At 60.8% G+C, this 24787-nt stretch carries 23 protein-coding genes; 14 read left to right on the forward strand and 9 right to left on the reverse strand.

The genetic code is table 11. The annotated features are described in order from the left end of the window. Positions 1-46 precede the first annotated feature (46 nt). Positions 47-1216, forward strand: a complete 1170-nt coding sequence (locus A7X77_RS17570) for a glycosyltransferase family 87 protein (RefSeq protein ID WP_082928829.1) — start codon at positions 47-49, stop codon at positions 1214-1216. Here A7X77_RS17570 and A7X77_RS17575 read toward each other — a convergent pair. Genes A7X77_RS17575 through A7X77_RS17600 form a run of 6 tightly spaced genes read right to left on the reverse strand, consistent with a single transcriptional unit; the run spans position 1195 to position 8462 of the window. Then, entirely contained in the window at positions 1195-2775 is a 1581-nt protein-coding gene (locus A7X77_RS17575) for a hypothetical protein (RefSeq protein ID WP_064684128.1), read from the reverse strand. The genes A7X77_RS17570 and A7X77_RS17575 overlap by 22 nt on opposite strands. A gap of 6 nt (positions 2776-2781) precedes the next feature. Further along, positions 2782-4407, reverse strand: coding sequence for a hypothetical protein (locus tag A7X77_RS17580; RefSeq protein WP_064684129.1), 1626 nt, complete (start codon positions 4405-4407; stop codon positions 2782-2784). Continuing rightward, positions 4404-5153 (reverse strand): SDR family oxidoreductase, encoded by a 750-nt coding sequence (locus A7X77_RS17585; RefSeq protein ID WP_064684130.1) that lies wholly within the window; start codon positions 5151-5153, stop codon positions 4404-4406. The genes A7X77_RS17580 and A7X77_RS17585 overlap by 4 nt, the downstream gene beginning before the upstream one ends. Further along, positions 5150-6472 carry an FAD-binding protein gene (locus tag A7X77_RS17590; RefSeq protein ID WP_064684131.1) on the reverse strand — a complete coding sequence of 441 codons (1323 nt, stop codon included), beginning with the start codon at positions 6470-6472 and terminating at the stop codon, positions 5150-5152. Before A7X77_RS17590 ends, A7X77_RS17585 begins: the two co-directional genes overlap by 4 nt. A gap of 6 nt (positions 6473-6478) precedes the next feature. Beyond that, the gene (locus A7X77_RS17595) at positions 6479-6910 is read right to left on the reverse strand and encodes a GtrA family protein (protein WP_064684132.1); all 432 of its coding nucleotides are present in this window, start codon (positions 6908-6910) and stop codon (positions 6479-6481) included. Between the two features lie 10 nt (positions 6911-6920). Continuing rightward, on the reverse strand, positions 6921-8462 hold the full coding sequence (locus A7X77_RS17600) for a UbiA family prenyltransferase (RefSeq protein WP_082928830.1): 1542 nt from the start codon (positions 8460-8462) through the stop codon (positions 6921-6923). A gap of 319 nt (positions 8463-8781) precedes the next feature. On the opposite strand from A7X77_RS17600, the gene A7X77_RS17605 reads away from it, so the two are divergent. The 3 genes from A7X77_RS17605 to A7X77_RS17615 are packed head-to-tail and all read left to right on the forward strand — an operon-like array spanning position 8782 to position 10734. Continuing rightward, the gene (locus A7X77_RS17605) at positions 8782-9318 is read left to right on the forward strand and encodes a hypothetical protein (protein WP_064684237.1); all 537 of its coding nucleotides are present in this window, start codon (positions 8782-8784) and stop codon (positions 9316-9318) included. Next, positions 9311-9727 carry a phage holin family protein gene (locus tag A7X77_RS17610; protein ID WP_064684133.1) on the forward strand — a complete coding sequence of 139 codons (417 nt, stop codon included), beginning with the start codon at positions 9311-9313 and terminating at the stop codon, positions 9725-9727. The genes A7X77_RS17605 and A7X77_RS17610 overlap by 8 nt, the downstream gene beginning before the upstream one ends. Next, positions 9727-10734, forward strand: a complete 1008-nt coding sequence (locus A7X77_RS17615) for a DUF3618 domain-containing protein (RefSeq protein ID WP_064684134.1) — start codon at positions 9727-9729, stop codon at positions 10732-10734. The genes A7X77_RS17610 and A7X77_RS17615 overlap by 1 nt, the downstream gene beginning before the upstream one ends. Positions 10735-11012: 278 nt before the next feature. On the opposite strand, the gene A7X77_RS17620 is transcribed toward A7X77_RS17615, so the two are convergent. Next, a complete protein-coding gene (locus A7X77_RS17620) occupies positions 11013-11762 on the reverse strand; it encodes a sulfite exporter TauE/SafE family protein (protein ID WP_064684135.1) in 750 nt (249 codons plus the stop codon). A gap of 383 nt (positions 11763-12145) precedes the next feature. Between A7X77_RS17620 and A7X77_RS34010 the strand changes: the two genes are divergently transcribed. Beyond that, positions 12146-12334 carry a hypothetical protein gene (locus A7X77_RS34010; RefSeq protein WP_010056880.1) on the forward strand — a complete coding sequence of 63 codons (189 nt, stop codon included), beginning with the start codon at positions 12146-12148 and terminating at the stop codon, positions 12332-12334. Between the two features lie 67 nt (positions 12335-12401). Here A7X77_RS34010 and A7X77_RS17625 read toward each other — a convergent pair whose 3' ends face one another. Beyond that, positions 12402-12920: a hypothetical protein gene (locus A7X77_RS17625; RefSeq protein WP_064684136.1), complete on the reverse strand. Its 519-nt coding sequence runs from the start codon at positions 12918-12920 to the stop codon at positions 12402-12404. 149 nt (positions 12921-13069) lie between these two features. Here A7X77_RS17625 and A7X77_RS17630 point away from each other — a divergent pair, with 149 nt between their 5' ends. Beyond that, positions 13070-14209, forward strand: a complete 1140-nt coding sequence (locus A7X77_RS17630) for an ROK family transcriptional regulator (protein ID WP_064684137.1) — start codon at positions 13070-13072, stop codon at positions 14207-14209. Here the strand turns inward: A7X77_RS17630 and A7X77_RS17635 are convergent. Beyond that, a complete protein-coding gene (locus A7X77_RS17635; protein ID WP_064684138.1) occupies positions 14206-15252 on the reverse strand; it encodes a Gfo/Idh/MocA family protein in 1047 nt (348 codons plus the stop codon). The genes A7X77_RS17630 and A7X77_RS17635 overlap by 4 nt on opposite strands. A gap of 352 nt (positions 15253-15604) precedes the next feature. Here A7X77_RS17635 and A7X77_RS17640 point away from each other — a divergent pair, with 352 nt between their 5' ends. From A7X77_RS17640 to repB, 8 genes are all read left to right on the forward strand, one after another. Next, entirely contained in the window at positions 15605-16903 is a 1299-nt protein-coding gene (locus tag A7X77_RS17640; protein WP_064684139.1) for an extracellular solute-binding protein, read from the forward strand. A gap of 223 nt (positions 16904-17126) precedes the next feature. Further along, a complete protein-coding gene (locus A7X77_RS17645; RefSeq protein WP_064684140.1) occupies positions 17127-18056 on the forward strand; it encodes a carbohydrate ABC transporter permease in 930 nt (309 codons plus the stop codon). Beyond that, positions 18053-18895: a carbohydrate ABC transporter permease gene (locus tag A7X77_RS17650; RefSeq protein ID WP_064684141.1), complete on the forward strand. Its 843-nt coding sequence runs from the start codon at positions 18053-18055 to the stop codon at positions 18893-18895. The genes A7X77_RS17645 and A7X77_RS17650 overlap by 4 nt, the downstream gene beginning before the upstream one ends. Before the next feature lie 43 nt (positions 18896-18938). Next, a complete protein-coding gene (locus A7X77_RS17655) occupies positions 18939-20177 on the forward strand; it encodes an ROK family transcriptional regulator (protein ID WP_064684142.1) in 1239 nt (412 codons plus the stop codon). A 45-nt stretch (positions 20178-20222) separates the two neighbouring features. After that, complete coding sequence (locus A7X77_RS17660) at positions 20223-21074, forward strand: sugar phosphate isomerase/epimerase family protein (protein WP_064684238.1); 852 nt, start codon at positions 20223-20225, stop codon at positions 21072-21074. 22 nt (positions 21075-21096) lie between these two features. After that, the gene (locus tag A7X77_RS17665) at positions 21097-22158 is read left to right on the forward strand and encodes an ABC transporter ATP-binding protein (RefSeq protein WP_064684143.1); all 1062 of its coding nucleotides are present in this window, start codon (positions 21097-21099) and stop codon (positions 22156-22158) included. A 240-nt stretch (positions 22159-22398) separates the two neighbouring features. Beyond that, the gene (gene repA / locus A7X77_RS17670; RefSeq protein WP_064684144.1) at positions 22399-23607 is read left to right on the forward strand and encodes a plasmid partitioning protein RepA; all 1209 of its coding nucleotides are present in this window, start codon (positions 22399-22401) and stop codon (positions 23605-23607) included. Positions 23608-23677: 70 nt separating this feature from the next. Beyond that, complete coding sequence (repB, locus tag A7X77_RS17675; RefSeq protein ID WP_064684145.1) at positions 23678-24643, forward strand: plasmid partitioning protein RepB; 966 nt, start codon at positions 23678-23680, stop codon at positions 24641-24643. The last annotated feature ends 144 nt before the right edge of the window (positions 24644-24787 follow it).

Raw genomic sequence — 24787 nt, forward strand, 5'->3', positions numbered from 1 at the left:
TCGCTTCCCACCACCTGATGTTCGGCGCATTGATGGAGGTCTCTCGATGGAAGGCTCTGCTTCTACTGAACCCCGCGATAAACCGTTTCAATTGCTCGCGACAATCGCTCTTGCCGGCATATGCTTGTGGGTGATCCGCACTGAATTTCCGCGTGTCGTTTCAGATCACGGCCTCTGGGACTTCGGCGCATTCCTCGCCTCCGGCCGCGCGGCAGCTGCTGGCTTGGACCCTTATGGCATATATCCTCCTCTCACGCCGCACGTCATCTTTCCGGGATTTGAAGCTTGGAACCCCAACCTCAATCCTCCGATCTCCGCACTTCTATTCCAAGCCTTCGATATCGCGGAGCCCGGGTGGTCGCTGCGTATCTGGTGGGTGATTTCGATTGCCAGCTACATCGCTGCGGTCGCCTTGCTGCTGCGACGCTACAGCTACGGCCTGCACCACGGATTGATCGCCATCTGGGCTTTCGCATTGGCCGGCTTTTGGGACACGCTCTACCTCGGTCAGATCTACATGCCTCTTGTCTTGATCGCCGTCATCGCCTGGCTCCGCCTGGAAGGAGGCGATAAAATATTCGCCGGCATCATGATCGGCTTGCTCATTTCGATGAAACCGAATTTCGCAGTCTGGCCGGTGCTGCTCTTTCTTGCCGGCCATCGGCTACCGGGCCTAATATCGTTAGCCACCGCGGCCGTCATTGCCGTCATTCCACTCGCAATTTTCGGTCCCGCAATCTATCTCGACTGGCTGCGTCTCGTCGCTACGGACGGCGAACGTGCATTCTTTCTCACCAATGCTTCTTTTGCAGGTCTGGCCGCGCGTGCCGGCTTCCCGGCGGTGGGCACAGTTCTTGCCGTTTCATTGCTGCTTGTCCTCGCCGCCTGGGCATTCCTCCGCCGTCCGCCGGCAATCTCCGTCAGCGGGCTGGCGCTGGTTGCTTCCCTTCTGGCCTCCCCTCTGGGATGGATCCACTACACGCTCTTCCTGCTGCCCGTCCTGCTGCACCATTGGCAGAGACCGTGGGCATGGTTGTCAGGTACCGCGCTGATAATACCGGTCCCAATCATACTCGGTTACTTCGGCGCTCCCCGCCTGATCCAACTGACGGCAGGGTCAGTGTACGCGTGGGCGCTCGTGCTGGTGCTCGCTGGTCTGATCATTTCAGAACGCGGAAGACAATCTGCTCCAGCTCAGGAAGGGTTTCTGCGGTAGATGCGCCAATCCGCTGTCTCCCGCACGAGATCATAGTGGCGGGCTATATAATGCGCATAGATGTCCCGCATGCCGTTCCCTGTCCAGATTTCTATGGGCCACTTCGGATCGAGGATCAGGTCCACGTCGGCGAACATCTCTTCCGCGGCTGGACGATACTCAGGCCCAAGAGTGCGTCCCCAATGATACCAGACGCTATCTCCGGCGGGCGGCGTGAGGCGGAGACCGGCGGAAAACGGATTAACGAAATCCAGAACGGCAACACGCTCAGACCCAGCATCCAATTGCGAAAGGGCGGCCGAGGCGTCGGCGATCGTGCGGTTGTATCCCTGGAAATATTCGAATTGGCCGGCACTCCACATCTCCACCAGCCGAACCCCGGAAAAGGCAGGCAGCGGAATAGCTTCGCCTCGTCCGACGGCTGAATAATAGGCATGAATGGCAAGCGACGCAGCATTGCCGACCGCAGCCGGCATGAGGAGAAATGCTACGAGCAGCGGCATGGCGATCCGCGCTCTTGCATTCCGAGAGCGAAGCTCGGCGCGAAAGACACTTTCCGACAGCACGGCAGCGCTTGCGCCAAGCGTCAGAATCCCAAAGAATTGGAAGTTCTGCTCGATCAGGAGGATTCCGGATGTCATGCAGAAGCCGACAAAGAGCAGATGCCGATAGGTTGGTGTCAGGCTGAAAAGGATGACGGCGACAGCCAGGTAAGCAAGAAGGTCGGCGAAATTATGCCGTACCACGTGGCCGATAGCCGTCATCGTCGGGAACCCGCCGCTGTTCTTCCCGGCAAGACTGATGTCGAGGAGGTAGTTGACCCCTCCGCCCCAGACCATCTCAATCGCCAGGATGCTCGCGGCGACGATCCCAAACGCGCGCGCCACCCAGCCGGTCTGGCGGCGGTCAAAAAGCATGAACATCAGAAACGCAAGGCCCACGACACCATAGGTGATCTTGGTGTAAAGCATCAGCAGCACGAGGAAGCTGGCACATGCTGCGTCCGCGCCTTTGCCGCTGCTGGCGCCCGGCAATCGGGACAGGTACATAACCAGCAGCAAGCCAAGTGACGCCCAGCCGATCCGGTTGTAGAACATGGCAAAGCTAAGTTCCCCGATCCGTTCGCCCGGGTTTGCAGGTACCGCGAGCACCAGAAGCAGACAGCTTGCCAGCGGCAGCCCGAGCGTCCAATGCATTCGGCTGCCGACGATTTCGGCGGCGACGAGGGAGAACAACAGGATCAGCAGGGACAGTCCCACTGGCATTGCCGCGCCCATGCTACCGGACAGAGCGTAGCCGGCAGCCGGGATATAAAATGTCAGCGGCCCGAGAGGTGTGTGGAAATCAACGTTCGGCACCTGTCCAGCCGCGATCCGATGTGCGCCATCAAGAAAGACGAATAGATCGTTGACGTATTTGGTCGTGACCGTTGCGCCCGGCAGAGCGAGGAGACCGGCAAGAAGCAATCCGATGCCGGGGACAATGGCACGCCACCAATTCAACTGAACGGCCGGTCGCGATGTAGCTTTCTCCGGTATCGACGTCGATGCTTGCGTCACCGTGCCTCACTTTGCGCCTTTGCCTGGGCGCCACTGATAAATCGTCCATTCGGATGTCTTCCGCACGACATCGAAATTCGCCGAAAGGAATGGACCATACAGCTCCTGCAGCGGCAGGCTGTTGATGCCGGTTTTGGGCACCATGACGATCTTGACGTCGGCGAAGAGCACGTCCGGCGGGATATAGGACCTTTCATTGATGTTGCGGTTCCAGTGAAGCCAGGCGGTATCGCCGGCAGGCGGGCGAATGTCGAATCCGGCCGAAAAGGGGTTTGCGAAATCGAGGACGAAAACCCGTTCGGCTGGATCCGGCAGAGATTGAAGAAGCGCGCCACCGCTGACGATGCCATCGAGGTAGCGTCTTATGAAATCGGGCTCGCCGCCCGGCGGATCGACTTCCCGAACATCTTCAAATTGCGGCAGCCCGAGAGACTGCCCCGCTTTGCCGGCCGCGAGCGCCGTATGCAGGGCGACGGCCGCGCTGTGGTGCACGATCGGAGGCAACAGGAACAAGATGCCGATCAGCGGCAGGGCGCCGGCGGCACGAGCCAAGCGTCCTGCTGAGCGGCTTTCATTGCCCGGTTCAACCCGGGCCGCCTTCTGCGCCAGCACGATTGCACCGCAATAGAGCGTGATGATCCCCCAGCTGTGGGCATTCTGATTGATGAGCGCCACGCCGGCGCCGATGCAAAAGCCACAGAGGACAAGATCTCGAAGGCTGCGGCTTTGCCAGAGGGCGAGCGAAGCGACGGCCGCGAATACTGTGAGATCGGAAAAGTTTTCGCGGAGATTCTTCAGAATGCTGCCGAAATCATGACCGCCGCTGACGCGCGCCGCCGCCCGCAGATCCTCAATGTGCTGGACCGTTCCGCGCCAGAAGAACTCGATTGCGACCATCGCCAGTCCCGTCACCATCAGAGCCGTCACGCTCCAGCGCCGTTGCCGCCGATCGGAGAGAATGATTGCGATGAGGCCGATCCCGGCGAGCCCATAGGTCACCTTGGTATAGAACGAGACAAGCAACAGGAAGACGGCTGCGAGAGCATCGGCGATATCATTGCGCCTGGCTGGCGACCGCGGTGCCAGATACATAACCACCAACAGGCCGAGAGCGACCCAACCGATGCGGTTATAGAACATCGCGAAGGAAGGATACCAGATGGAACTGCCGAGATTGATCGGAGCCGCGAGAATGAGAAGAAGGAATATGCCGAGCCCGGCAGCCAATGAAGGTGCGAGGCGAGACCCAAGGATGCGGATCATCGCGGGGATGAAAGCGACAAGGACGATCGCCATGCCCAGAGGTATGGCAGCCCCGAAATTTCCTGACAGAAGATATCCCGCAGCCGGAATGTAAAAGACGAGTGGCCCGAGCGCGGTGTGGAAATCGCGGTTCGGCACCTGGCCAAAGGCGATGCGATGCGCACCGTCGATGAAGATCAGCACGTCGTTGATGAAGGCGGCATTGATGGTCCTGCCCGGCAGCGCGAGCATGGCGACACAGGCCAAGGCGACGACGATGATCGCGCCTTCCGCCGACAGCAGTCGCCGTATCCAGGTTGCAGGTCGCGTGTGGGCACGAGTTCCCGCTCCGATGGCCGCATAGGCTGCCTGATTTGTGGGTTCCGTCACAGCCGCAACCTCTTGAAGATGGACTCTGGGATTGACCGGATTATCGTCATGAGCGGTCGCCAGACCGCCCTGACGTAGAGGACGTCACTGCTGCTCCCGCCCTCGGCGGCCGCGAAAATCTTTTGCGCCACCTCCTGCGGTTCGGCCGTGAGAAGCGGCGGAAGTTTCATCCCATCGGTCATGCGCGTGCGAACAAAGCCGGGCTTTACGGTCAGCACGCGCACGCCGGATCGGGACAGCCTGTTCCTCAGGCCAGACAAGAAGGCGGTCAAACCGGCTTTGGCGGCGCCATAGACATAGTTCGACGCTCGTCCGCGATCGCCGGCAACAGAGCTCGTTCCGACGATCGTGCCCGATCCGCGCGCCTCGAAACGCTCGGCCAGAAGACCAAGAAGCAAAGCCGGCCCCTCGAAGTTCGTCCGCATGACCATGGCGGCATATTCGAGCTCCTGTTCAGCCCGGGACTGCTCACCGAGTTCGCCGACGACGCAGACCACCGTGTCCGGCAAGGGTGAGACGGCACCGAGGAAGGCCTCGAAGCGAGCAGTCTCCAGGATATCGAGCTCATGAACGGTGACAGCTGCTCCCGTCCGTGCGGCGATGTCGTCGGCTTCGCGTTGAACGGCCGCGCGCGTCCGTCCCGCCAGATGAATTGCCCAGCCTGCCTCGGCATAGACAATTGCCGTCGCCCGACCAATATCCGAGGTCGCGCCGATCATGAGCAGTGTCTTGCCGGTCCCCTTCATATGCCGAGCCTTTTTGCCAAGCGGGAATTGAAGCGACGATCGGCCCCGGTTGCTCTTCGCAGCTCCTTGAACGCGTCCAGTCTGGGGTAGCCGGATTCGAATGTAAGGCGGGACTGGCGCGCATCCTTGGCGAGATAGAGGCGCCCCCCTGCCTTGACAACCAGCTTGTCGATTTCGTCGAGCAGCCGCAACACGTGCTGTGTGGCCGGCAGGTCGAGCGCGAGCGTATAGCCCGGCGCAGCAAAGGAGAGCAGACCAGCACTGCCTCGCAGCCTTTTGAGAACGGCAAGAAACGAACCTTTGCCCGAGTGCGCGAAACGGTCGAGGATGCTCGTGAGGACCTGGAGTGCATCGGCGTCCGGCACCACGCATTGATGCTGGAGAAAGCCTCGTTTGCCGTACAATCTGTTCCATTGAAGGATGCGGTCGAGAGGGAAGAAGTAGTTATCCCAATGGACCAACAAGGGCTTGGCCGACTTGCGAATGCCGGACCGGAAGTAGAGCTCATTGAAGGCGGAAACGCTCGCCTTGTTCAGGAGCCAAGCCGGCATATCGAGCGGCAGGGAAAGGGCCGCGCTGGAGGGCGAAGGAAAGCGATCGGCCTTCGGCGTCTCACTGACCTGCTCCTGTGTAGCGTGCTCACCCGCAAAAATCAGCGAACGTCCGAGAGAAGCGCCTTTCGATAGGCAATCGATCCAAGCCACCGAATAGGTCGCGTCCTCCGATTGCCGCAGCGCCCTCAATGCTTCATCGAGGTTCTCGGCAACGGTCGTCTTCTGGGTGATCCAGCCGGTCTCGATCGGCCTCAAGCGAAAGGTTGCTTCGGCAATGATGCCTGTCAGGCCCATCCCGCCGACGGTCGCTGAGAAAAGTTCCGTATTCTGCGAGCGGCTACAGGTAAGGATCTCGCCGCTGGCGGTCACCAACTTGAATTCGTCGACGTGATCGCCGAATCCACCGTGGCAATGATGGTTCTTGCCGTGAACGTCTGATGCGACCATCCCGCCGATCGTGACGAACTTCGTGCCCGGAACCACCGGCGGAAAATAGCCGCGGGGCACCATCGAGCGCAGGACGTCGGAAAGCATAACGCCCCCCTCTACGGTGAGGACGTGATCGGTAGCATCGAACTTTTTCATCCGGTTCAATCCACCACACATCAATGTGGAATGCTCGCCGATCGCAGCGTCACCATAGGAGCGGCCATTGCCGCGAGCGATCAAACCCGGGTGCGATGCTACAATCCCGCTCAGTGCCTCCGGAACCCGGCAGTTCAACACCTCGCTCTCATGACGCGGATAACGTCCCCAGCCCTCCATCGTCCGTCACGCCTCCCTTGGCTTGAAGACGAACTTTCGGTCGAGAGCGTATTTCGAGACATAGCCGATCGCCAAGCCGATCGCCCCGCCGGTGTATTTGGCAAGTTCCGTCTTCCAGAGTGTCCAGAAGGCAATTTCGAACCCCCAGAATATGAGCGTCGTCAGCACGCCGAACAAGCCGTACAGCGCAACCTTCGACATCTCGTCGCCATGCGAGGAGTAACGGTCGAAGAAGATCCAATTTTTGTCGAGAACATATTTCAGGGCGAAGCCGGCGGCGGTGCCCGCGAGGATCGATGGCATCAGGCCCGACCGTGGCGCTATTTGGAGAACGATCGCCTGGACCAAGAAATTGGCGGCGGTGGAGAGCACCGCGAAGGCGACATAGCGGAGCGCGACGCCGGTGGAAGTGCTTCGCTGCTGGAACTGCGAGCCCATCGTGACCACCTCACATCGCGGCAAAGACGAACAGGCTGGCGGCCCCTAGCGTGGCAAGACTGACCTTGTCCCTGATAGCGAAGACCACCGGATCATCATGCATCTGCCCCCGATGGGCGAGCATGAGGATGCGCGCGATCCAGCAGGCAAGGACCGGACCGGCGAACCATAGCATCCCCGGCCGCTCATAGACGTCTCGTGCGTTGTCGCTCGCGGCATACAGGGCAAACAGCGTCAGCGCATTCATCCCCGCCCCCGCTGCCAAGGCACCCACCATGCCGATGTCGGCCTTCCTGTAGTCCCGGCCCTTGGAGTCCGGCAGGCGCGCGGCGCGACGTCCGATCAACTCGGTGTACCGTTTGACCAAAGCGAGCGAGAGGAACCAGCTCATCATGAAGGCCAGGAGCCAAGGCGATGGCCAAACAGAGAGGGCTGCGGCCCCTCCGATCACCCGCGTGGTATAGAGAGATGCAAGGGCCACGACATCCAGGATCATTTTGCGCTTGAAGAAAAACGAATAGGCGGTTGTCAATGCAAAATACCCCGCCAACACAAGAACGAACCCTGGCGTCACCATGACGGCGACCATGAGCGATAGGAGAAGCAGGATTGGGATGACGGCAATGGCGTCTGAAAGCGGGATGTCACCGCAAGCAAGAGGCCTGCGGCATTTCGTGCGATGGCCGCGGTCATCCTGGAGATCCACCAGATCATTGAGGATATAGACGCCGGAAGCACAGAGTGAGAATGCGAGGAAAGCCAGACCTGCGTTGACCATACTGTGGGGATCGAACAGCTGATTTATCAGAAGCGGGACAAAGACCAGCCCGTTCTTGACGTACTGATGCATACGCAACAGCCGCGCCCAGGTGCGCCAGGTCGCCTTTTCACACGGAAGATGTTGGACGTTGGCGCACTGACGGCTTAGTTTTTGCGCGACCGCGGGCGATGTCCGTATTGCATAGGATTTGGCGGCATGGCGCCAGACAGGAAGATCAGCCACATCGTTGCCGATATAGTCGAACCCACTCTTTCCGAAAGCGCCGACGAGTTGTTCCGCTTTGACATCGGCAGCGCAGTTCGTTGTTTCGTTGGTTGCAAACCAACCGTCGAAAAGGCCGAGATGTTCGGCGATTGCGGAAACGAGACGCTCATGGCTCGCTGACGCGAGATAGATAGGTCGTCCCCCCTCCCTTGCGGCCCGTATCACCGTCAAGACCTCCTCGTCATAGGGAAGGAGAGCCGGATCGAAATCCACCGGTTGTGAAAGACGGTGTTTCAGACGGGCTTTTCCACCGCACAGGGCCTTGACGAGATCCACAACCGAGTGAGGGCGACGAGCCAGTTCGGCGAAAGCAGTTTCGATCAGCAGATCTGATCGTACGAGGGTGCCGTCCAGATCAACCACCAATGGGCAAGGCTGCAGTAACGTTTCGAGGTTTCCGGGACAGACCGCCGACGGCGGCGCATGCTTTGGCTCAAGGCGCCCATCCTCCTTGAGTCCCGGCAGAAACTCTCTTTGCAGGAGGAACTCACGTTGCAGCTCGCTCAAAGGAATTCCCCTCCGCTTGAAACCTCAGGAGTTCGTCGAACGCCGGCCGAGGCGGTTAGTTCCATTGTCGCAGAAATGCTCCTTCAGGTTGCGCTTATCCCGCCCATCCCGAAATATTTCCCGGAAAACTCGTGGCCTGCAAGGGGATGATTGCCTCCGTTCATTCGTGATGGCTTGGAAATTGTGTCTCATCGACGAAGTGTCGAAGAATGGAACAAAGCCAGGATACGCCGGGGCCGAGGAACTTCTCATCCTCCTGGAACAAAGCGGGAAGATTGAGGTTCGGCGCTGACACACACTACAAGCTATGGAGGCCTCAATGACTGACGTATTTTCCGCGCCGGAAGGAGAACGAAGCCGGCCTGCGGACGCCTCTCCGACCACTGATCTGAAAAACAAGATCAGCGACGATATCAGCTCGACCAAGGAGATGGTGAAGGAGGCATCCGACGCCGGCCTGGATAAGGCAAAAGAGGTGTTCTCCGAGCAGGTGCACTTTGCCGCTCATCAGCTGAGCGGCATTGCAATTGCATTGGAGAAGGTAGGGGCGGAGCTCGAAAGCTCCGATCAGCGGCACGTCGGGCGCTACGCTCGGGAACTCGGTCGCAGCGTTGCCAGTGCGGCAAGACGGGTGGAGGGCAAGGACCTCGGGGAGATGGCTATCCTGGCTGAGGATTTCGGTCGCAGGCAGCCGATCGCGTTTCTGGGAATTGCCGCCCTCGCCGGGCTGACTGCAAGCCGGTTTCTGACCGCCTCCGCGAAACGGACCAACCAAGCCCAGAATAATAAGGCTCGGACAACTGCTCCGTCTGCAACGGCATTTGTTTCGGGAAGCAAGGACAACCAAAATGGCTAAGCCATCTGAAAACACATCACTGGCCGAGTTGATCGGCGGGCTTTTGGGTGACGTTGCTGGTCTGCTGCGCAAGGAGATCGACCTCGCCAAAGCGGAAGCATCGGAAAAGCTGTCGGCTGCCTTAAGCGGCGTCGAAATCCTGCTCATAGGAACGATCCTGGCAATCGGAGCCGTCGGCGTGCTGTTGAGCGCCGTCGTCAGCGGTGTCGCCGCGCTGTTCGTGGCGCAAGGGTTCACAGAGCCTACGGCCAGTGCGCTCGCTGCGATCATCGTCAGCGTGGTCATCGGCCTTATCGCATGGATCATGATCAGGCGGGGCCTTGCGGCCTTCCGCCGCAGCAATTTGGCTCTTGAACGCACCACGACTTCGCTTCGTCGAGACGTGCAAACCGTGAAGGATAAACTCTGATGGAAACGTCTTCAGACAAGTCGTCGCTGGAGCTTCAGCGCGAAATCGACCAAGATCGCCAGCGACTTGGGGAACGTATCAATGCAATCCAGGAGAGGATGTCACCTGGCCAACTGGTCGACGAGGTTATCGCCTACGCCAAAAACAGCGGCGGCAGCGAATTCGTCGGAAACCTCGGCCGAGCGCTTAAGGAAAATCCGCTTCCGGTGGCGCTGATGGGCATCAGCCTCGCCTGGCTGATGGCCAAAGGCACTCCTTCAACGGCGATCGGCTCAACGACGTCAACCGAGCCGGAATATGACCTCTATCCCGTTCAGGGGCCTGTGCGCCGCCTTGGGCCGCCGACCTCCGTCGGGGGCGTTCGATACAGCCACTTCTCCGACAGCACCGGCAAGACGCTTAAGGCTCTCACTGATGAATCGGGACGCCGTGCGGGTCATTTTGTCGATGAAACCGGCAAGACCTATCGCGGTTTCGTCGATGCCAGCGGCAAGCGGGTCGACCAGATTGTCGATGAGACCGGGGCTGTGCTGGACGCTGCATCCGGTTGGGCCGCCGAAAAGTGGGAGCAAGCAAAGACTGCTGTGCAAGGCATTTCCGACCGCGCAACGGAAACGGCGAGTGCGCTCGCCGGCCAAGCCTCTTCTGCCGTAACGAACCTACAAGAACAGACAAACAAGCTCAATACAATGATCCTCCACCAGTTCCGCGATCAACCGCTGGTCGGCGGCGCATTGGCTTTTGCAGTCGGAGCCGCGGTCGGCGCGGCGCTTCCGAGCACTGAAATTGAAGATGAACTCGCTGGCGAAGCATCGGATGCCACCAAGGAAGCGATAAGCGAACAGACCTCCGAACTTGTCGATCAAGGCACCGCCATCGCTTCCAATGCCTACCAACACGCGGTCGCGGTTGCATCCGACGCTCACGACGAAATCAAGGATCGCCTTTCTGAAGAAGTCGAATCCCTCCGCAAGCCAGGAGCCCGTGATCCAACGATACCGGGCTGACCGCGACCGCGGCCTGACTGACGTTCAACCGGTGGCGTTGGCAGGCCGGCTTGTCGAACTGTCCGCCAATGACGATGGCGAGCCGGCCGCAACGCCAATCATCGTCCCAAAGGGGCGGCCGGCAAACGGCGGGAAGGATGCATTTGCCCGGCATCGGCGTGTTTTCTCTAACATGGACGAACATGATGCCGCGCTGAAGGGCGCCCTCCAATCGGAACCCGCGTCTTCAGTCTGTTGGATTTAGGTCCTCAGATTCGTCGAGGGTGCCGGGCCTCCGCTCAAAGGTAAGCTCGGGAAAAGAACACCGCGGTCGTCAAGAGAGCGACCGCGAGGGTTACCGTCCGGACGATCGATGATGGCAGCCTGCGTCCGACATGCGCTCCGATCCACCCGCCGATAATGGCTCCCAATGTCATGGAAACGCACTGTTGCCATACAATTGCCCCGGCCACTACGAAAACGACGACGGCGACCGCGTTCGCGGCAGTGACCATCACCATTCTTGTCGGATTGAGGCTCTTGATCTCCCCGCCTCCGAGCACGCTCCATGCCGCGAGCATCATAAGGCCTACTGCGCCGCCGAAATAGCCGCCATAAAGACCGAGAAAGAACTGGACCATTGCGAAGGCCAGAACACGCGGACGTGCCTGCGTCTGAAGCTTTGCGCTGAGCCTTGGCCCTGCAGCCAGCATCAATGTCGCCACCAGCAAAAGCAATGGCAGGATTCCATCGAAGATCCTGGATGGGGTTAGAAGTAACAAAACACTTCCGGCCACACCACCCAACACTGTCACGATAGCGATGGCCACGACATTGATACCGCACACACTCTTAACCCCATCACGGTAGACCCACGAGCTCGCCATACCGCCGGGAAACAAGGCTAAAGTGCTTGTCGCGTTTGCGGCAACCGACGGCACTCCGACCGATATCAGCGCAGGCAGGGATACGAACGACCCGCCGCCCGCCAGCGCATTCATGCTGCCTGCCAACAAGCCGGCCAGGAAAAGAAGAATAATATCATACATGTTCAGGTCGCCTTAGCACCGGAGCTCCGCCGAGACACTTGTCTAGAATCGCGGCCCAAGACAGTCGCGCCGGTTTAAGTCCTGTGCAAAAGCAGGCGCTTGAAACGATCCGCCTCCTCGGCGCCTCATTTCCCAGCCGAAGTTCGCGCTTTGGTTTCCGCAACTTGGAAAGCAGCTTTGTCATGGGGTTGCAGCGTTGTTGAGGTCATGCAACGCGATCAGGTATCATTGGCTCGGTGGGGAAAGGCACAAAGTCGACCGCCTTTCAACGAATAACGAAATCTTGATCGGGCACAACAGTTTACCGATCGCCGCATCGGCCTATCTGCGCGGTAATCACACTGACGACGCCGGCTCTCGGCTGGCGATGGGGAGGGATAGGGATGTTGCAGATTCGCAAATCATTGGCAGCCGTAGCAGCCGTCATCGCGGTTGCCGTCTCGTTGCCTTCCTGCACGACCAGCTCAACCGACTCGGTGCAAACTGGCTCGGTTGGATATAGCAGCGTCGACTATGGTCTCAGACCTGCCTGCCGCGATGGCTTCGGCAACGATCGGCCTTGCAGCTACTGAATGTATGGCCGGTCGGGGCGACCTTGGGATACACCGTCTGAGGCAGACATTTCATTCGGCTTCAGCTTTAGTGCGAGCGTTCAATGTAGCGATTTACGATGTCCTTGACTTCGCTTGAACGGAACCCCGGAACCCATCTGTGCGGTATCGCGACGGTCCTTTCAAGAGGCTGCCGCTTGCGCAGTTGTTCAAGTATTTCCGGATCAGCATCCTTGCGCACAGTCAGATAGATCAGCCCCGCCCACCAGGCCCGGGGCATATCAACACGCTCGATCATTGACCAAGGGATGAGCTTCGGCAGCTTTTGACCCGTGATGCCGTGGGGTCCGATTACCATCAAGGGCTTCGTGAAATCCGCCTGCCGGGCCTTTACCGCAACATAAACGATGACGCCGAGGAACAGGATCGCGAACAGGCCCTCTCCGATACCACTCGTGGGTCTGCTCATTTCGATCTGCCCAAGGGAGACAAGTGAGAGGCAGACGCAAAGGAACATGAAGAGGTATCTGACGCTTCCTCGCAAGACGAGAATTGGATGGGTGGCGTTTGGGTCGCGGTCGGTGGCGGGAGAATGTTCATCGGTCATCTGTTGAATTCAACTCTCCACGTAAGTAATTCCGCCCGCACTTTAACTGTGTAGAGCGCGGCCCTTGGTTACAAGCATCTACCGGAAAATCGTTACGAACACCTGCAAGCGTGATAGACAATCGAGATAGTGCTCTAGGAAAGACGCTCATGCGGTATTTTCGGTCAGGGCCGCGTCGGCTTCACACCCAGGAGATGGGCGGTCCGCGCGCCAAAACGGTGGGTCTGAGGTCGGGCGAGATCGCTGACCGGAATATTCGCGTCATCCTGGAAGCGATCCGCCGGCACGGGCCACTGACGCGCACCGAGCTTGGGCACCACAGCGGGCTGACCGGGCCCGGCATAACCAATATTCTGCGGCGGCTGGCGGAGGAGAAGCTCGTCACCTCGAACCGCCGCATCGGGCTTGGCGGCGGCGCGACGGCGATGGAATTTGCGCTGCGGCCGGAAGGCGCCTTTTCGGTCGGCGTCAAGCTTCGCGAACGGCGCGGCGAGATCGTGCTCGTCGATCTGAGCGGCCAGGTGCATGAGCGGGCCTATTTCGAGGTGGACCGGGCTGAAAGGGTTCAGCTAGTGCATGCAGCCGCTCGCGACATGGTCAACCGGCACGCCGTCCTGCCGGTCATCGGGCTCGGCATCGCCGCCAACGACTGGACGGAGGACGAGAGCGACGCAATTGCCGCAATGTCGACGATTGCGCGGCCCTATGTCGAGAACGAGTGCACGGCGGGCCTTCTTGCCGAGCGGACGATCGGCAGTGCCCTGCCGGAGGGCGGGCTCGCAATGATCATCATCGACGAGGACGTACAGGCGGGCTTCCTCATCCGCGGCGTTCCTTACTCCGGCGTGCACGGACGGGCGGGCAGCATCGGCGAAATGCTGACCGGGCCCGACAATGTCCAGCTCAACACCGTCGTCGGCTTCCGCTCGCTACGCGCGCGCATCGGCGAAGAGGATTTCGCCCGGCTGATGAAGGGCGAGGAATTCGCCTGTCCCTTGCTGTCGCAATGGATCCGCGAGGCGGCAGGCCATCTGCTCGATCCGATCATCGCCATGGCCGGTTTCTTCGCCCCGAGCACCGTCATGGTCGGCGGAGACCTGCCGCAGGGGGTGATCGAGGCGCTGATACACCAGCTTTCCATCGAGCGGCGCGATACGTCGACGCGACCGATCATCACGCCGTGGATTTCGCCGATGCGGCCGGCAAGCTTCAGCGGCGGCGGCGTGGCGCTCGGTGCGGCGCTGCTGCCCTTCCTCAACACGCTGCTGCTGCCGCCGGCCTCGGCCTAAGTGAGCGCCTCGTCCTTGTGGCTGAGGTCTGAGGCCAGCGCCTTGTCGAGCACCTTCTGGATATTCGCCGCGCGGCGGAAGGACGGTTCCTGCGTCTTGCCCGCCCGCACCGCCTGGACAAAACGCTGATAGTTGGTCTCGACGGGATCGAAGGGCACGTCGCGCCAGGTTGCCGTGTGCACATCCTCGCCGAGGCAGGCGCGCAGGGTCGACTTGCCGGTGTCATAGATCATCTCGACCGAGCCGGTTTCGCCATAGACCCGGAGGCGCAGCTGATCCATCTGGCCGGCGGCGGTGCGCGTTGCCTGGATCGTGCCGATCGCGCCATTGGTGAAATCAACATTCATCGTGAAGCTGTCATTGGCATCGAGATCGTACTCGCCGATCTTATGGCCCGGCGCCTTGTCGAAGGTCTTCAGCCGGGCGAAGACATGGGCGACGTCGAGGTCGGAGCCGTAGGAAGCGAAATCGACGATGTGGATGCCGATATCGCCGAGCGCGCCGTTCGAGCCGTGCCTCTTGCTCAGCCGCCACAGCCATTTGCTTTCGCTCTTCCAATCGCCCCAGTGGCGGCCGACCAGCCAGCTTTGCAGGTGCGACGCCTCGACATGGCGCACCGCGCCGATCTCGCCGGCGAGCACCATCTGCCGGCCTTTCTGCAGCGCCGGCGAGTTGCGGTAGGTGAAGTTGACCATGCCGACCTTGCCCGCCCGCTCGATCGCCTCGGTCATTTCCATGGCTTTCGCCGCGTCGGTGGCGAGCGGCTTTTCGCAGAAGACATGCTTGCCGGCGGCAATCGCCTGCAGCGTCGTCGGGTGGTGGATGCTGTCGGGCGTGACATTGGCGACCGCATCGAACTCGCCCCAGGCAAGCGCATCCTCGAGCGAGAGGAAATGATTGGCGATGCCATGTTCGGTGCAGAAGGCCGCGAGCCTTTCCGGAACGACATCGACACCGCCGACGACGCTGACGCCTTCGATCGCCTTGAAGCGTGCGGCGTGCTGGTTGGCCATGCCGCCGGTGCCGAGAATGAGTAAACGCATCTTCTCCTCCACAGAGTTGGTTTCCGGCTGCCGCCGGGCAAAAACCGCCGCTTACGGTCACGGTCATCCGCGATCGCTCGGGCTCTTCCTCGGGAAAATTGCGCGGTGGATGCGCCGCGCGTCCAGGAGAGACGCTCCATCACCTCGATCCGGCGCATCACCTCGCGAAGTCGACTCGATTTTCGTCGGCGGCGCGCTAGCTGGTGTTGAATGTCGCCAGCATCTTGATCCTCCCAAAGCTCTGGCTTGACATCAAATCAAAGTAACTTAATCTAATTAATGCAGCACGGAAATGAGGAGAGGTCAACTGACCGCCAGGCTGTAATCGTTCAAAATGGGGAGGAGACCCATCATGAAGAGCGCGACCGTCAGCGCATTGGCGCTGAGCACTATCTTATTTTCAGCATCCGCCATTTTTGCCCAGGAACTTGCCACCAAAGACCGGATCGGCCTTGCCGATGCGGCCAAAACCCTCGTCGTCCGCCTGACCAACGACAGCCCGAACAATTCCGACCCCGCCATTGCGGAGGGCTATCAGAAACTGTTCGTCGAATTCATCAAGAAGCATCCCGAATGGAAAATGCAGATGCAGTTCATGTCCTCCGACATCGGCACCGAACAGGCCAAGATGTTGGAGCAGGCCAAGGCCGGCAATGCGCCGGATTGCGCCGCCGTCGACTCCTTCGTGCTGTCGCAGTTCATGGTCAACAAGGTGCTGGCCGATTTCACCCCCTACTTCTCCAAGGAAGAAGTGGACGATCTCTTCCCCTTTATCCGCGCCGGCATCACCGACAAGGACCAGACGGTGCGCGCCTGGTGGTGGGATACGGACCTTCGCGTGCTCTACCGCAACAAATCGATTGTAGCAGATGCGCCTGAGACCTGGGACGACCTGAAGAAGGCCGCCCTTACCTCCACCAAGGAAGGCATGGAAGGCGTGCTCTTCAATGGCGGGCGCTGGGAAGGCACGACCTTCGACTGGCTCGCCAATTACTGGGCGCTCGGCGGCAAGCTCGTCGACGACAGCGGCAAGCCGGTGTTCGGCGAAGGCGAGAACAAGGAGAAATTCCTGAAGGCGCTGAACTACTTCAAGGATCTCGTCGATTCCGGCGCGGCTCCCAAACGCGTCAGCACCATCGCCAATTACGACGACATGAACGCTGCGGCGGCAGCCGGCACAACCGCCCTCTTCATCGGCGGCAACTGGCAATATGCGCAGCTGAAGACGACGCTGGAGGAAGACGAGTTCGCCAACTGGACCTTCTCGCCGATCCCCGGCCCGACGGCCGATCAGCGCTCCACCGGCACCGGCGGCTGGACGATTGCCTCCTTCAGCAAGGACAAGGAGAAGATCGAGATGTGCGCCAACCTCGCCCGCGAGGTCTATATGGGCCCGGCCAACGCGCTGCAGCAGCAGCTGCCGACCCGCAAATCGCTGTTCGACAAATACGAGGTCTTCTCCACTGAAGCCAACAAGACCTTCGCTCAGGCTCTGGTCAACGGCCAGGCCCGCCCCGGCGTGCCGATCTATCCTGAAATATCGAACCAGATCCAGATCATGATGGGGGACGTGCTTTCGGGCACGAAGAAGCCGGAAGAAGCCCTGGATGCCGCATTCAGCGCGGCGATGGAGGCTTACAAGCGTCTGTGATGTTGCTAGCCGCGGCCAGCCCCTCATCCGGCTGCCGCCACCTTCTCCCCGTAAACGGGGCGAAGGGACAAGCCGCGACCTCTCCGTCCCTCGCCAGCGCCTCGCAGGGCACGTCCCCTCTCCCCGTTTACGGGGAGAGGGCTAGGGTGAGGGGCAGCTTCTGAGCGCGACAGCGCCTGTCAGCAGGCGCCGTCGACAGTGCCAAATCAGGACAGAGAAGCCAATGAGCCCTATTGCCATCGAGGCCGACAGCCCGCCTCAAAGCAGAACGTTCATGCGCCGGTTCGCCGGTGCGCCGCTGCCCTGGATCATGCCCGTGATCATCGTCATCGGCATATTCTATCTCTACCCCGTCATCGATGTTTTCCGGCTTTCCTTCACCAATGCGACGCTGATCGGCGACAATCAGGACTATACGCTGGGCTCGATCACCAATGCGTTGAGCTCGCCGCAGCTGCCCGACATTTTATGGGCCACCCTCATCTTCGTCGGCGGCAGCGTCATCGGCCAGCAGATCCTCGGCCTTGCCGTCGCCGTCACCGTCATTCGCGGCGAAAAGCGCGGCCTGTTCGGCACGACGATCCTGAGAACGACGGCGCTCGTCGCCTGGGTCGTGCCCGGCATTGCCGGCGGCATCATCTGGCAGATGCTGTTTTCCGAAGCGCCCTACGGCGCGCTGAATAGCATTCTGAGGCTGATGCACATGCCGACCGTTGCCTGGCTTTCGGATCCCGCTATCGCGCCATGGTCGACGCTGATCTCCAACATCTGGCGCGGCACGGCCTTTTCCATGGTCGTCATGTATGCGGCGCTGAAGGCGATCGATCCCTCGCTTTATGAAGCCGCCGAGGTCGACGGCGCGACCGCCTCGCAGCAGTTCTTCTTCGTCACGCTGCCGCAGTTGCGCGCCGCCATCCTCGTCAACATGATCCTGATCACCATCCAGACGGTGAACACCTTCGATGCGATCATCACGCTGACCGGCGGCGGTCCCGGGCGGGCGACCGAGGTCATCTCGCTCTACGTCTTCAACATCGTCTTCCGGAACTACGATCTCTCCGGCGGCAGCGTGCTCTCCGTGCTGATGCTGGTCATCAGCCTCGGGCTCGCCTTCGTCTATGCGTCGTTCCTGCCGAAGGAGGAAGAGCAATGAGCCAACGCACCGGAAGCCGGCTCGGCGATGCCATGAGCTATCTCTTCATGCTGGCGATGTTCATCTTCTTCGCCGGCCCCCTCACCTATCTCCTGTCGATGGCGATGCGCGACAAGCGCGAGATCTATCGCGGCGCGGCGCGCTATATTCCCGACAATCCCACCATCCAGAACTTCATCACGGTTCTCAACAACAGCTATTTCCCGATCTATCTCTGGAATGGCCTCAAGCTCGCGGCGCTCAGCGGCTTCGGCGTGCTGATCGTGGCGCTGCCAGCGGCCTACGCCTTTTCCCGCTTCAATTTCCGCGGCAAGGGCCTGTCGATGATGGGGCTGCTGCTTTTCCAGATGATCTCGCCGCTCGTCATCATGGTGCCGCTCTACCGCTACATGAACCGGCTCGGAATGCTGGATACGCATTTTGCCGTCGTCATGGTCTATATCGCGCTCGGTGTTCCGCTGGCGACCTGGCTGTTGAAAAGCACGGTCGACGGCATTCCGCGCAGCCTCGACGAGGCGGCGATGATCGACGGCTGCAACCGGTTCTCGGTCTTCTGGCGGATCATTCTGCCCCTGTCGGCGCCGGGCATCGCTTCCGTCTTCATCATCACCGTCATTGCCGGCTGGTCGCAATTCCTGGTGCCTTTCCTGCTGCTCACCAAAAATGACCTGATGCCGATCGGCGTTGGGATCTTTAACTTCCGCGGCATGCAGACCGACTCGTCCATCCAGCTGCTTGCCGCCGCCTGCCTGATCTCGGTCGTTCCGGCGATCGTAGCCTTCCTGTCGCTGCAGAGGCTGATCCTCGGCGCGATGACCAGCGGCGCGGTGAAGGGATGAGACGGTCTGCTTCATTCTTCACGCGTGAGGAAGGATCGAACGCATGAACCAGACACTCGGCACCAGGCTCTCCCCGGATCTGACGGGGGCCAATGTCGAAGATGCGGGCGAGCACAACAGGGCCGTCGTCCTCCGCTGCATCCACCGCCAGGCGCCGATATCGCGGGCCGAAATCGCGCGGCGCACCGGTTTTACCAAGCCGGCCATCGCCCGCATCGTCGACCGCCTGCTCGACGAAGGCCTGATCATGGAAGCCCGTCGGCGACATGGCCTCCGGGGCCAGCCGGCGATCGAGCTGGAGATCAACCCGGATGCCTCTTACGCGATCGGCGTCAATATCGACCGCGACCATCTGACGATCCTCGCCGTCGATGCCGTTGGCAACGTGCGAGCCCGCGTACATCACGAAAAACGCTTCATCCTGCCCGGCGAATTCATGCAGCTGACATCGGATGCGATCTCGCATTTTCAGCGCAGCCGGCTGATCGACGATGCGCGCCTTTGCGGCATTGGCCTTGCGGTGCCGGATTGGCTGGGCGAAATCTCGCTGCTCGGCAAGCCGGATGCCTATCAGGAATGGACCGAATTCGATGTGCGCGCCGCCCTCGAGAACCTGACGCCACATCCCGTCTTCATCGAGAACGAAGCCAATGCCGCAGCCCTTGCCGAGCTCGATTACGGCCTCGGCGCCGAAAGCAGCAGCTTCTTCTATATCGCCGTCAATGCCTGCCCGGGCGGCGGCCTGGTGCTTGACGGCAACGGCCATCGCGGCGCCATGGGCCTTAGCGGCGAGATCGGCTGGCTGCCGATCGCCGATGGCCGCGACGGCAAGGGCCAGAAGGTCCAGCTTCTCGGCGAGATCTTCTCGCTGTTCTTCCTCTATGATTTCCTGGCCAAACACGGCATCGAGGTAAGCGTTCCCCAGGACCTGCTGACGCTCGACGCACATGGAAGGCGTCTCGTTTCGCAGTGGCTGAAGGAAATGAGCGCGCATCTGGCGGTCGCCGTCAAACATATCGCCATGATCGTCGATCCCGACGCCGTGCTCGTCGGCGGCAGGCTGCCGATCCGCATCGTCGATGAATTGCTGCGTTATGTGCACGAGCATCTCGATGCCGGGGATAGCAACCTTCCCTCGCTGCATCGGGCCTCGATCGGCGAGGACGCCTCGGCGATCGGCGCGGCCGCCATGCCGATGGCGGCGGCGCTGATGCTCGCATCGGCGGATGTGGCGCAGCGCACGCGCTCGCCGCTGAAAAACATGGATCGGCTGAACAGTTGAAACGGCCGCAAGGCCCCCGGATTTTGATGAGGATCGGAGGATATGGTGAAGATCGGCTTCTATACCTCGACATTCAATGACCGCCCGCTGGAGGAAGTGGTGGATTTCGGCGCCTCGGCCGGTTTCGACGCCATCGAGATCGATGTCGGCCATATCAAGACGCCGGACCGGGTGGCGGACGCCGTCGCGCTTGCGAGGCACCGCGGCCTCTTCGTCTCCTCGATCACCTATTTCGGCAACCAGCTCGATGCCGATCGCGACAAGCGCCGCGAGCTCAGGGCGAGGACGGCGGAGTTCGCCCAGGCGATCGGCGAGACCGGCGTGCCGATCTTCGTGATCTTCCCGGGCCGGGACGACAGCGCCAACGATGAGGCCAATTATGACGACTTCGCCGACTTCGCGAACGGTCTGATCGCCGAGACGCGGTCCTCCGGCCTCACCTTCGCGATCGAAAACTGGCCGGGACCGAAAGACAATTTCATCGGCACGACGCCGAAGGGCTGGCAGGAGCTTTTCGCCAGAATCCCGGATCGCCGCTTCGGGCTGGAATTTGATCCCTCGCACTTCATCCGCATCGGCGTCGATCCCTACCGGGCGATGGAGGCGGTGAAGGATCGCATCGCCATCCTGCATGCCAAGGATACGGCGATCGACAAGGAGGCGCTGCAGGCGATCGGCTATCACGGCAGGGGCTGGTGGCAATACAAGCTGCCGGGGCTCGGCCTGCTCGACTGGCCGCGTTTCCTCAGCCAGGCCCGCGGCCATGGTTTCGATGGCACACTCTCGATCGAGCATGAGGATGCCGCCTATGGCTGGCCGGGCAAGGATCTCCATGCGCGCAAGGAAGGCGAGCGCCTTGGCCTCGATTTTCTCAAAAGCGTCTTGAACGGACTTTGACGGCGAATTCTGGAGGAGTTTCATGGCCCATGTTTCGGTCAACAATGCGCGCAAGGATTACGGCGCGTTCAAAGCCATCAAAGGCGTGTCGGTCGATATCGGCGACGGTGAGTTCGTCGTGCTGGTCGGCCCCTCCGGCTGCGGGAAATCGACGCTTCTGAGGATGATCGCCGGGCTGGAGGGCATCACCTCGGGCCAGATCCAGATCGGCAGGCATATCGTCAACGAGCTTGCGCCGAAGGATCGCGACATCGCCATGGTGTTCCAGAACTACGCGCTCTATCCGCATATGACGGTGGCCAAGAACATGGGCTTCTCGCTGCGGCTGAAACGGATGCCGCGGACGGAAATCGACAAACGGGTCGGCAATGCGGCAAAGATCCTCGGCCTCGAAAATCTCTTGGAGCGCTATCCGAAGCAGCTTTCCGGCGGCCAGCGGCAGCGCGTCGCCATGGGCCGCGCCATCGTGCGCGATCCCGCCGTCTTCCTGTTCGACGAGCCCTTGTCGAACCTCGACGCCAAGCTGCGCGTGCAGATGCGCTCGGAGATCAAGGAACTGCACCAGCGGCTGCAGACAACGACGATCTACGTCACCCACGACCAGATCGAAGCCATGACCATGGCCGACAAGATCGTCGTCATGAAGGACGGGCTGATCGAGCAGTCCGGCTCGCCGCTCGAACTTTACGACCGGCCGAGCAATCTCTTCGTCGCCGGCTTCATCGGCTCGCCGGCGATGAATTTCATCAAAGGCAGCATGACGGAGAACGGCTTCCGCACTGAGGATGGCCTGCTGCTGCCGAGCGAGCGCCGCCCGGCAAACGCCGTCATCTACGGCATCCGTCCCGAACATATCAGGCTCGCCCCCGACGGCATCGAGGTGACAACCATCGTCGTCGAACCGACGGGCTCGGAAACCCTTGTCCTCGTCCGGCTGGGAGCGCAGACGCTCACCTGCGTCTTCCGCGAGCGGATCAGGGCCGCGCCCGGCGATATATTGAAGATCGCGCCGATCCACGATGCCGTGCACCTCTTCGGCGCGGACGAGCAGCGGATCACCACAGGCGAAACGCCGTTGAGTTAAGCCCGCCGAATGCCCCTCCCCTTCGGCCGGGCGCCGCCGGGGGCGCGTTGTCCGCGCCCCCGGCCCCCAATGGCTCAGGCCCTTCAGACATCATGCAGCAAGCGCCAAGTGCTTGAACGAGCACCGAAAAGGTTAATATCCGTTAACCTTAAATTTCTTGGCCGGCATCGGAGAATCGCGGATAATAACGGTTACAGGGGCTTTTGATCCCGAAAATCGTTATCCGAGAGATTGCCGCCGATGAACGCTAATTCGAACGCCTTGAAGGCCGCGCCGCCGCATTTCGAGGATCAGATTCTCGAGCACGGCGACGTGATTTCGAAGAAGCTGCATCTCTTGAGCGTGCAGCGCTTTCCGCCAAACGCGAAGAAGACGCTCCGCAGCTTCTCTCTTGCCGAGGTCGCCAATTACGTCGGGGCGTCGCAGAGCACGCTGAAGAAACTGCATCTCGAAGGCAAAGGCCCCTGCCCGCAGACCTCGCCTTCCGGCCGCCGCTCCTACAGCGCCGAGCAGATGCTGGAGCTCAGGCGCTATCTCGATGCGCATGGCCGCTCCGAGAGCCGCATGTATGTGCCTCACCGCCGCGGCCATGAGAAGCTGCAGGTCATTGCCGTCGTCAACTTCAAGGGCGGCTCGGGCAAGACGACGACGGCGGCCCATCTCGCCCAGCATCTGGCCTTGACCGGCCACCGCGTGCTCGCCGTCGATCTTGATCCGCAGGCTTCGCTCTCTTCCCTGCACGGCTTCCAGCCGGAATTCGACCAGGCCTCCTCGCTTTATGAGGCGATCCGCTATGACGGCGAGAAGAAGAAGCTCTCGGAGATCATCCACAAGACCAATTTCCCCGGCCTCGATATCGTGCCGGCCAATCTCGATCTGCAGGAATACGAATACGACACGCCGCTCGCCATGGCCGACAAATCGAGCAATGACGGCAAGACCTTCTTCACGCGCATCTCGCGGGCGCTTGCCGAGGTCGACGATCGCTACGATGTCGTCGTCATCGATTGCCCGCCGCAGCTCGGCTACCTCACGCTGACAGCGCTGACGGCTGCGACCAGCGTCTTGATCACCATCCATCCGCAGATGCTCGACGTCATGTCGATGGGCCAGTTCCTGCTCATGCTCGGCGGCATCCTGAAGCCGATTCGCGCGGCCGGCGCCGAGGTGAACCTTTCCTGGTACCGCTATCTCATTACCCGTTATGAGCCGACCGACGTGCCGCAGGCGCAAATGGTCGGGTTCATGTCGACCATGTTCCACGAATTCATGCTGAAGAGCCAGATGGTCAAATCGACGGCGATCTCGGATGCCGGCATCACCAAGCAGACGCTTTACGAGGTCGAGCGATCCTCGATGAACCGGGGAACCTATGATCGCGCGATCGAGGCGATGGACGCCGTCAATGCGGAGATCGCCGGCCTCATTCACCAGGCATGGGGGCGGTGAATTTGTCGGCTGACAAGTTCGCCGTTTCCTTGAACCGAATCAATGCAATGACCGCAATCGGAGGAAGCTGATGGCACGAAAGAATCTGCTGGAGGGGCTCGCCGATATGCCCGATGAAAACGCGGGCGCGCCGAATTATGCGATGCGCGGCGCAGGCCGGTCACTCGTCCGCTCTCTGGATGAACTCGCCAAGCAGGCGGAAAAATTCCTGGAGGGCGAGGCGGTTGTCGACCTCGACCCGGATCTCGTCGAAGCCTCCTTCGTCAAGGACCGCCTCTCCGAGGATGACGAGGACTTCCAAGCATTGGTCGAAGCGATCCGCGCGCGTGGGCAGGACACGCCCATCCTGGTGCGTCCCCACACCAGGATCGAGGGGCGTTATCAGGTGGTCTTCGGCCACCGGCGCCTGCGCGCCGCCCGCGCACTCGGCCGCAATGTCCGCGCCGTCGTCAAGACGATGGACGACCGGACCCATGTCATCGCCCAAGGCCAGGAAAATTCGGCGCGCGCCGACCTCACCTTCATCGAGCGCGCGTTTTTTGCCAGGCGGCTGGAAGAGCTCGGCTACGACAGGGAGGTCATCTCGACGGCGCTCGCCGCCAATGCGGCTTCGGTCTCGAAGATGCTGTCGGTCATGGGCCGCCTGTCGCAGGATGTCGTCCAGGCGATCGGACCCGCGCCCGGCGTCGGGCGCGAGCGCTGGGTGGAACTATCGCTGCTCGCCGGCAAATCGGCCAATACGGCAAGTGTCGCCAAGGTCCTCGAAGAGGACAACTTTCATCAGTTACCTTCCGACAAACGTTTCGAAGCGCTCTATGCGGCGCTGAACAAAAGCGCGCGGCCGGTGAAGAAGACCACCGCCGCCAGGAAGGTGACATGGCAGCCGCTGGACAAGGCGGTGCAGGCGGAAATGAAGAATGACGGCAAGGCGTTCTCGCTCTCGATGAAGGCGAAAAATGCCGGCCGCTTCGGTGAATTTCTCTCCGGCAGGCTGGATGCGCTCTATGAGCAATTCCTCGCTGAGGAGGGCAAATAAGGAGACTGAAACCGCAAAAGAAAAAGGCCCCCAAACGAACGAGTCGTGGAAGCCCTTCTCACATCCTTAAGCAAGACAGAGAATCGCATTTTCCCGAATCCCCGTCAAGAGTCCTGAAGCGCCCGCCCGTGTCTTTTCAGATGC

The sequence above is a fragment of the Rhizobium bangladeshense genome (genome assembly GCF_001662075.1).
GTDB lineage: Bacteria > Pseudomonadota > Alphaproteobacteria > Rhizobiales > Rhizobiaceae > Rhizobium > Rhizobium bangladeshense_B.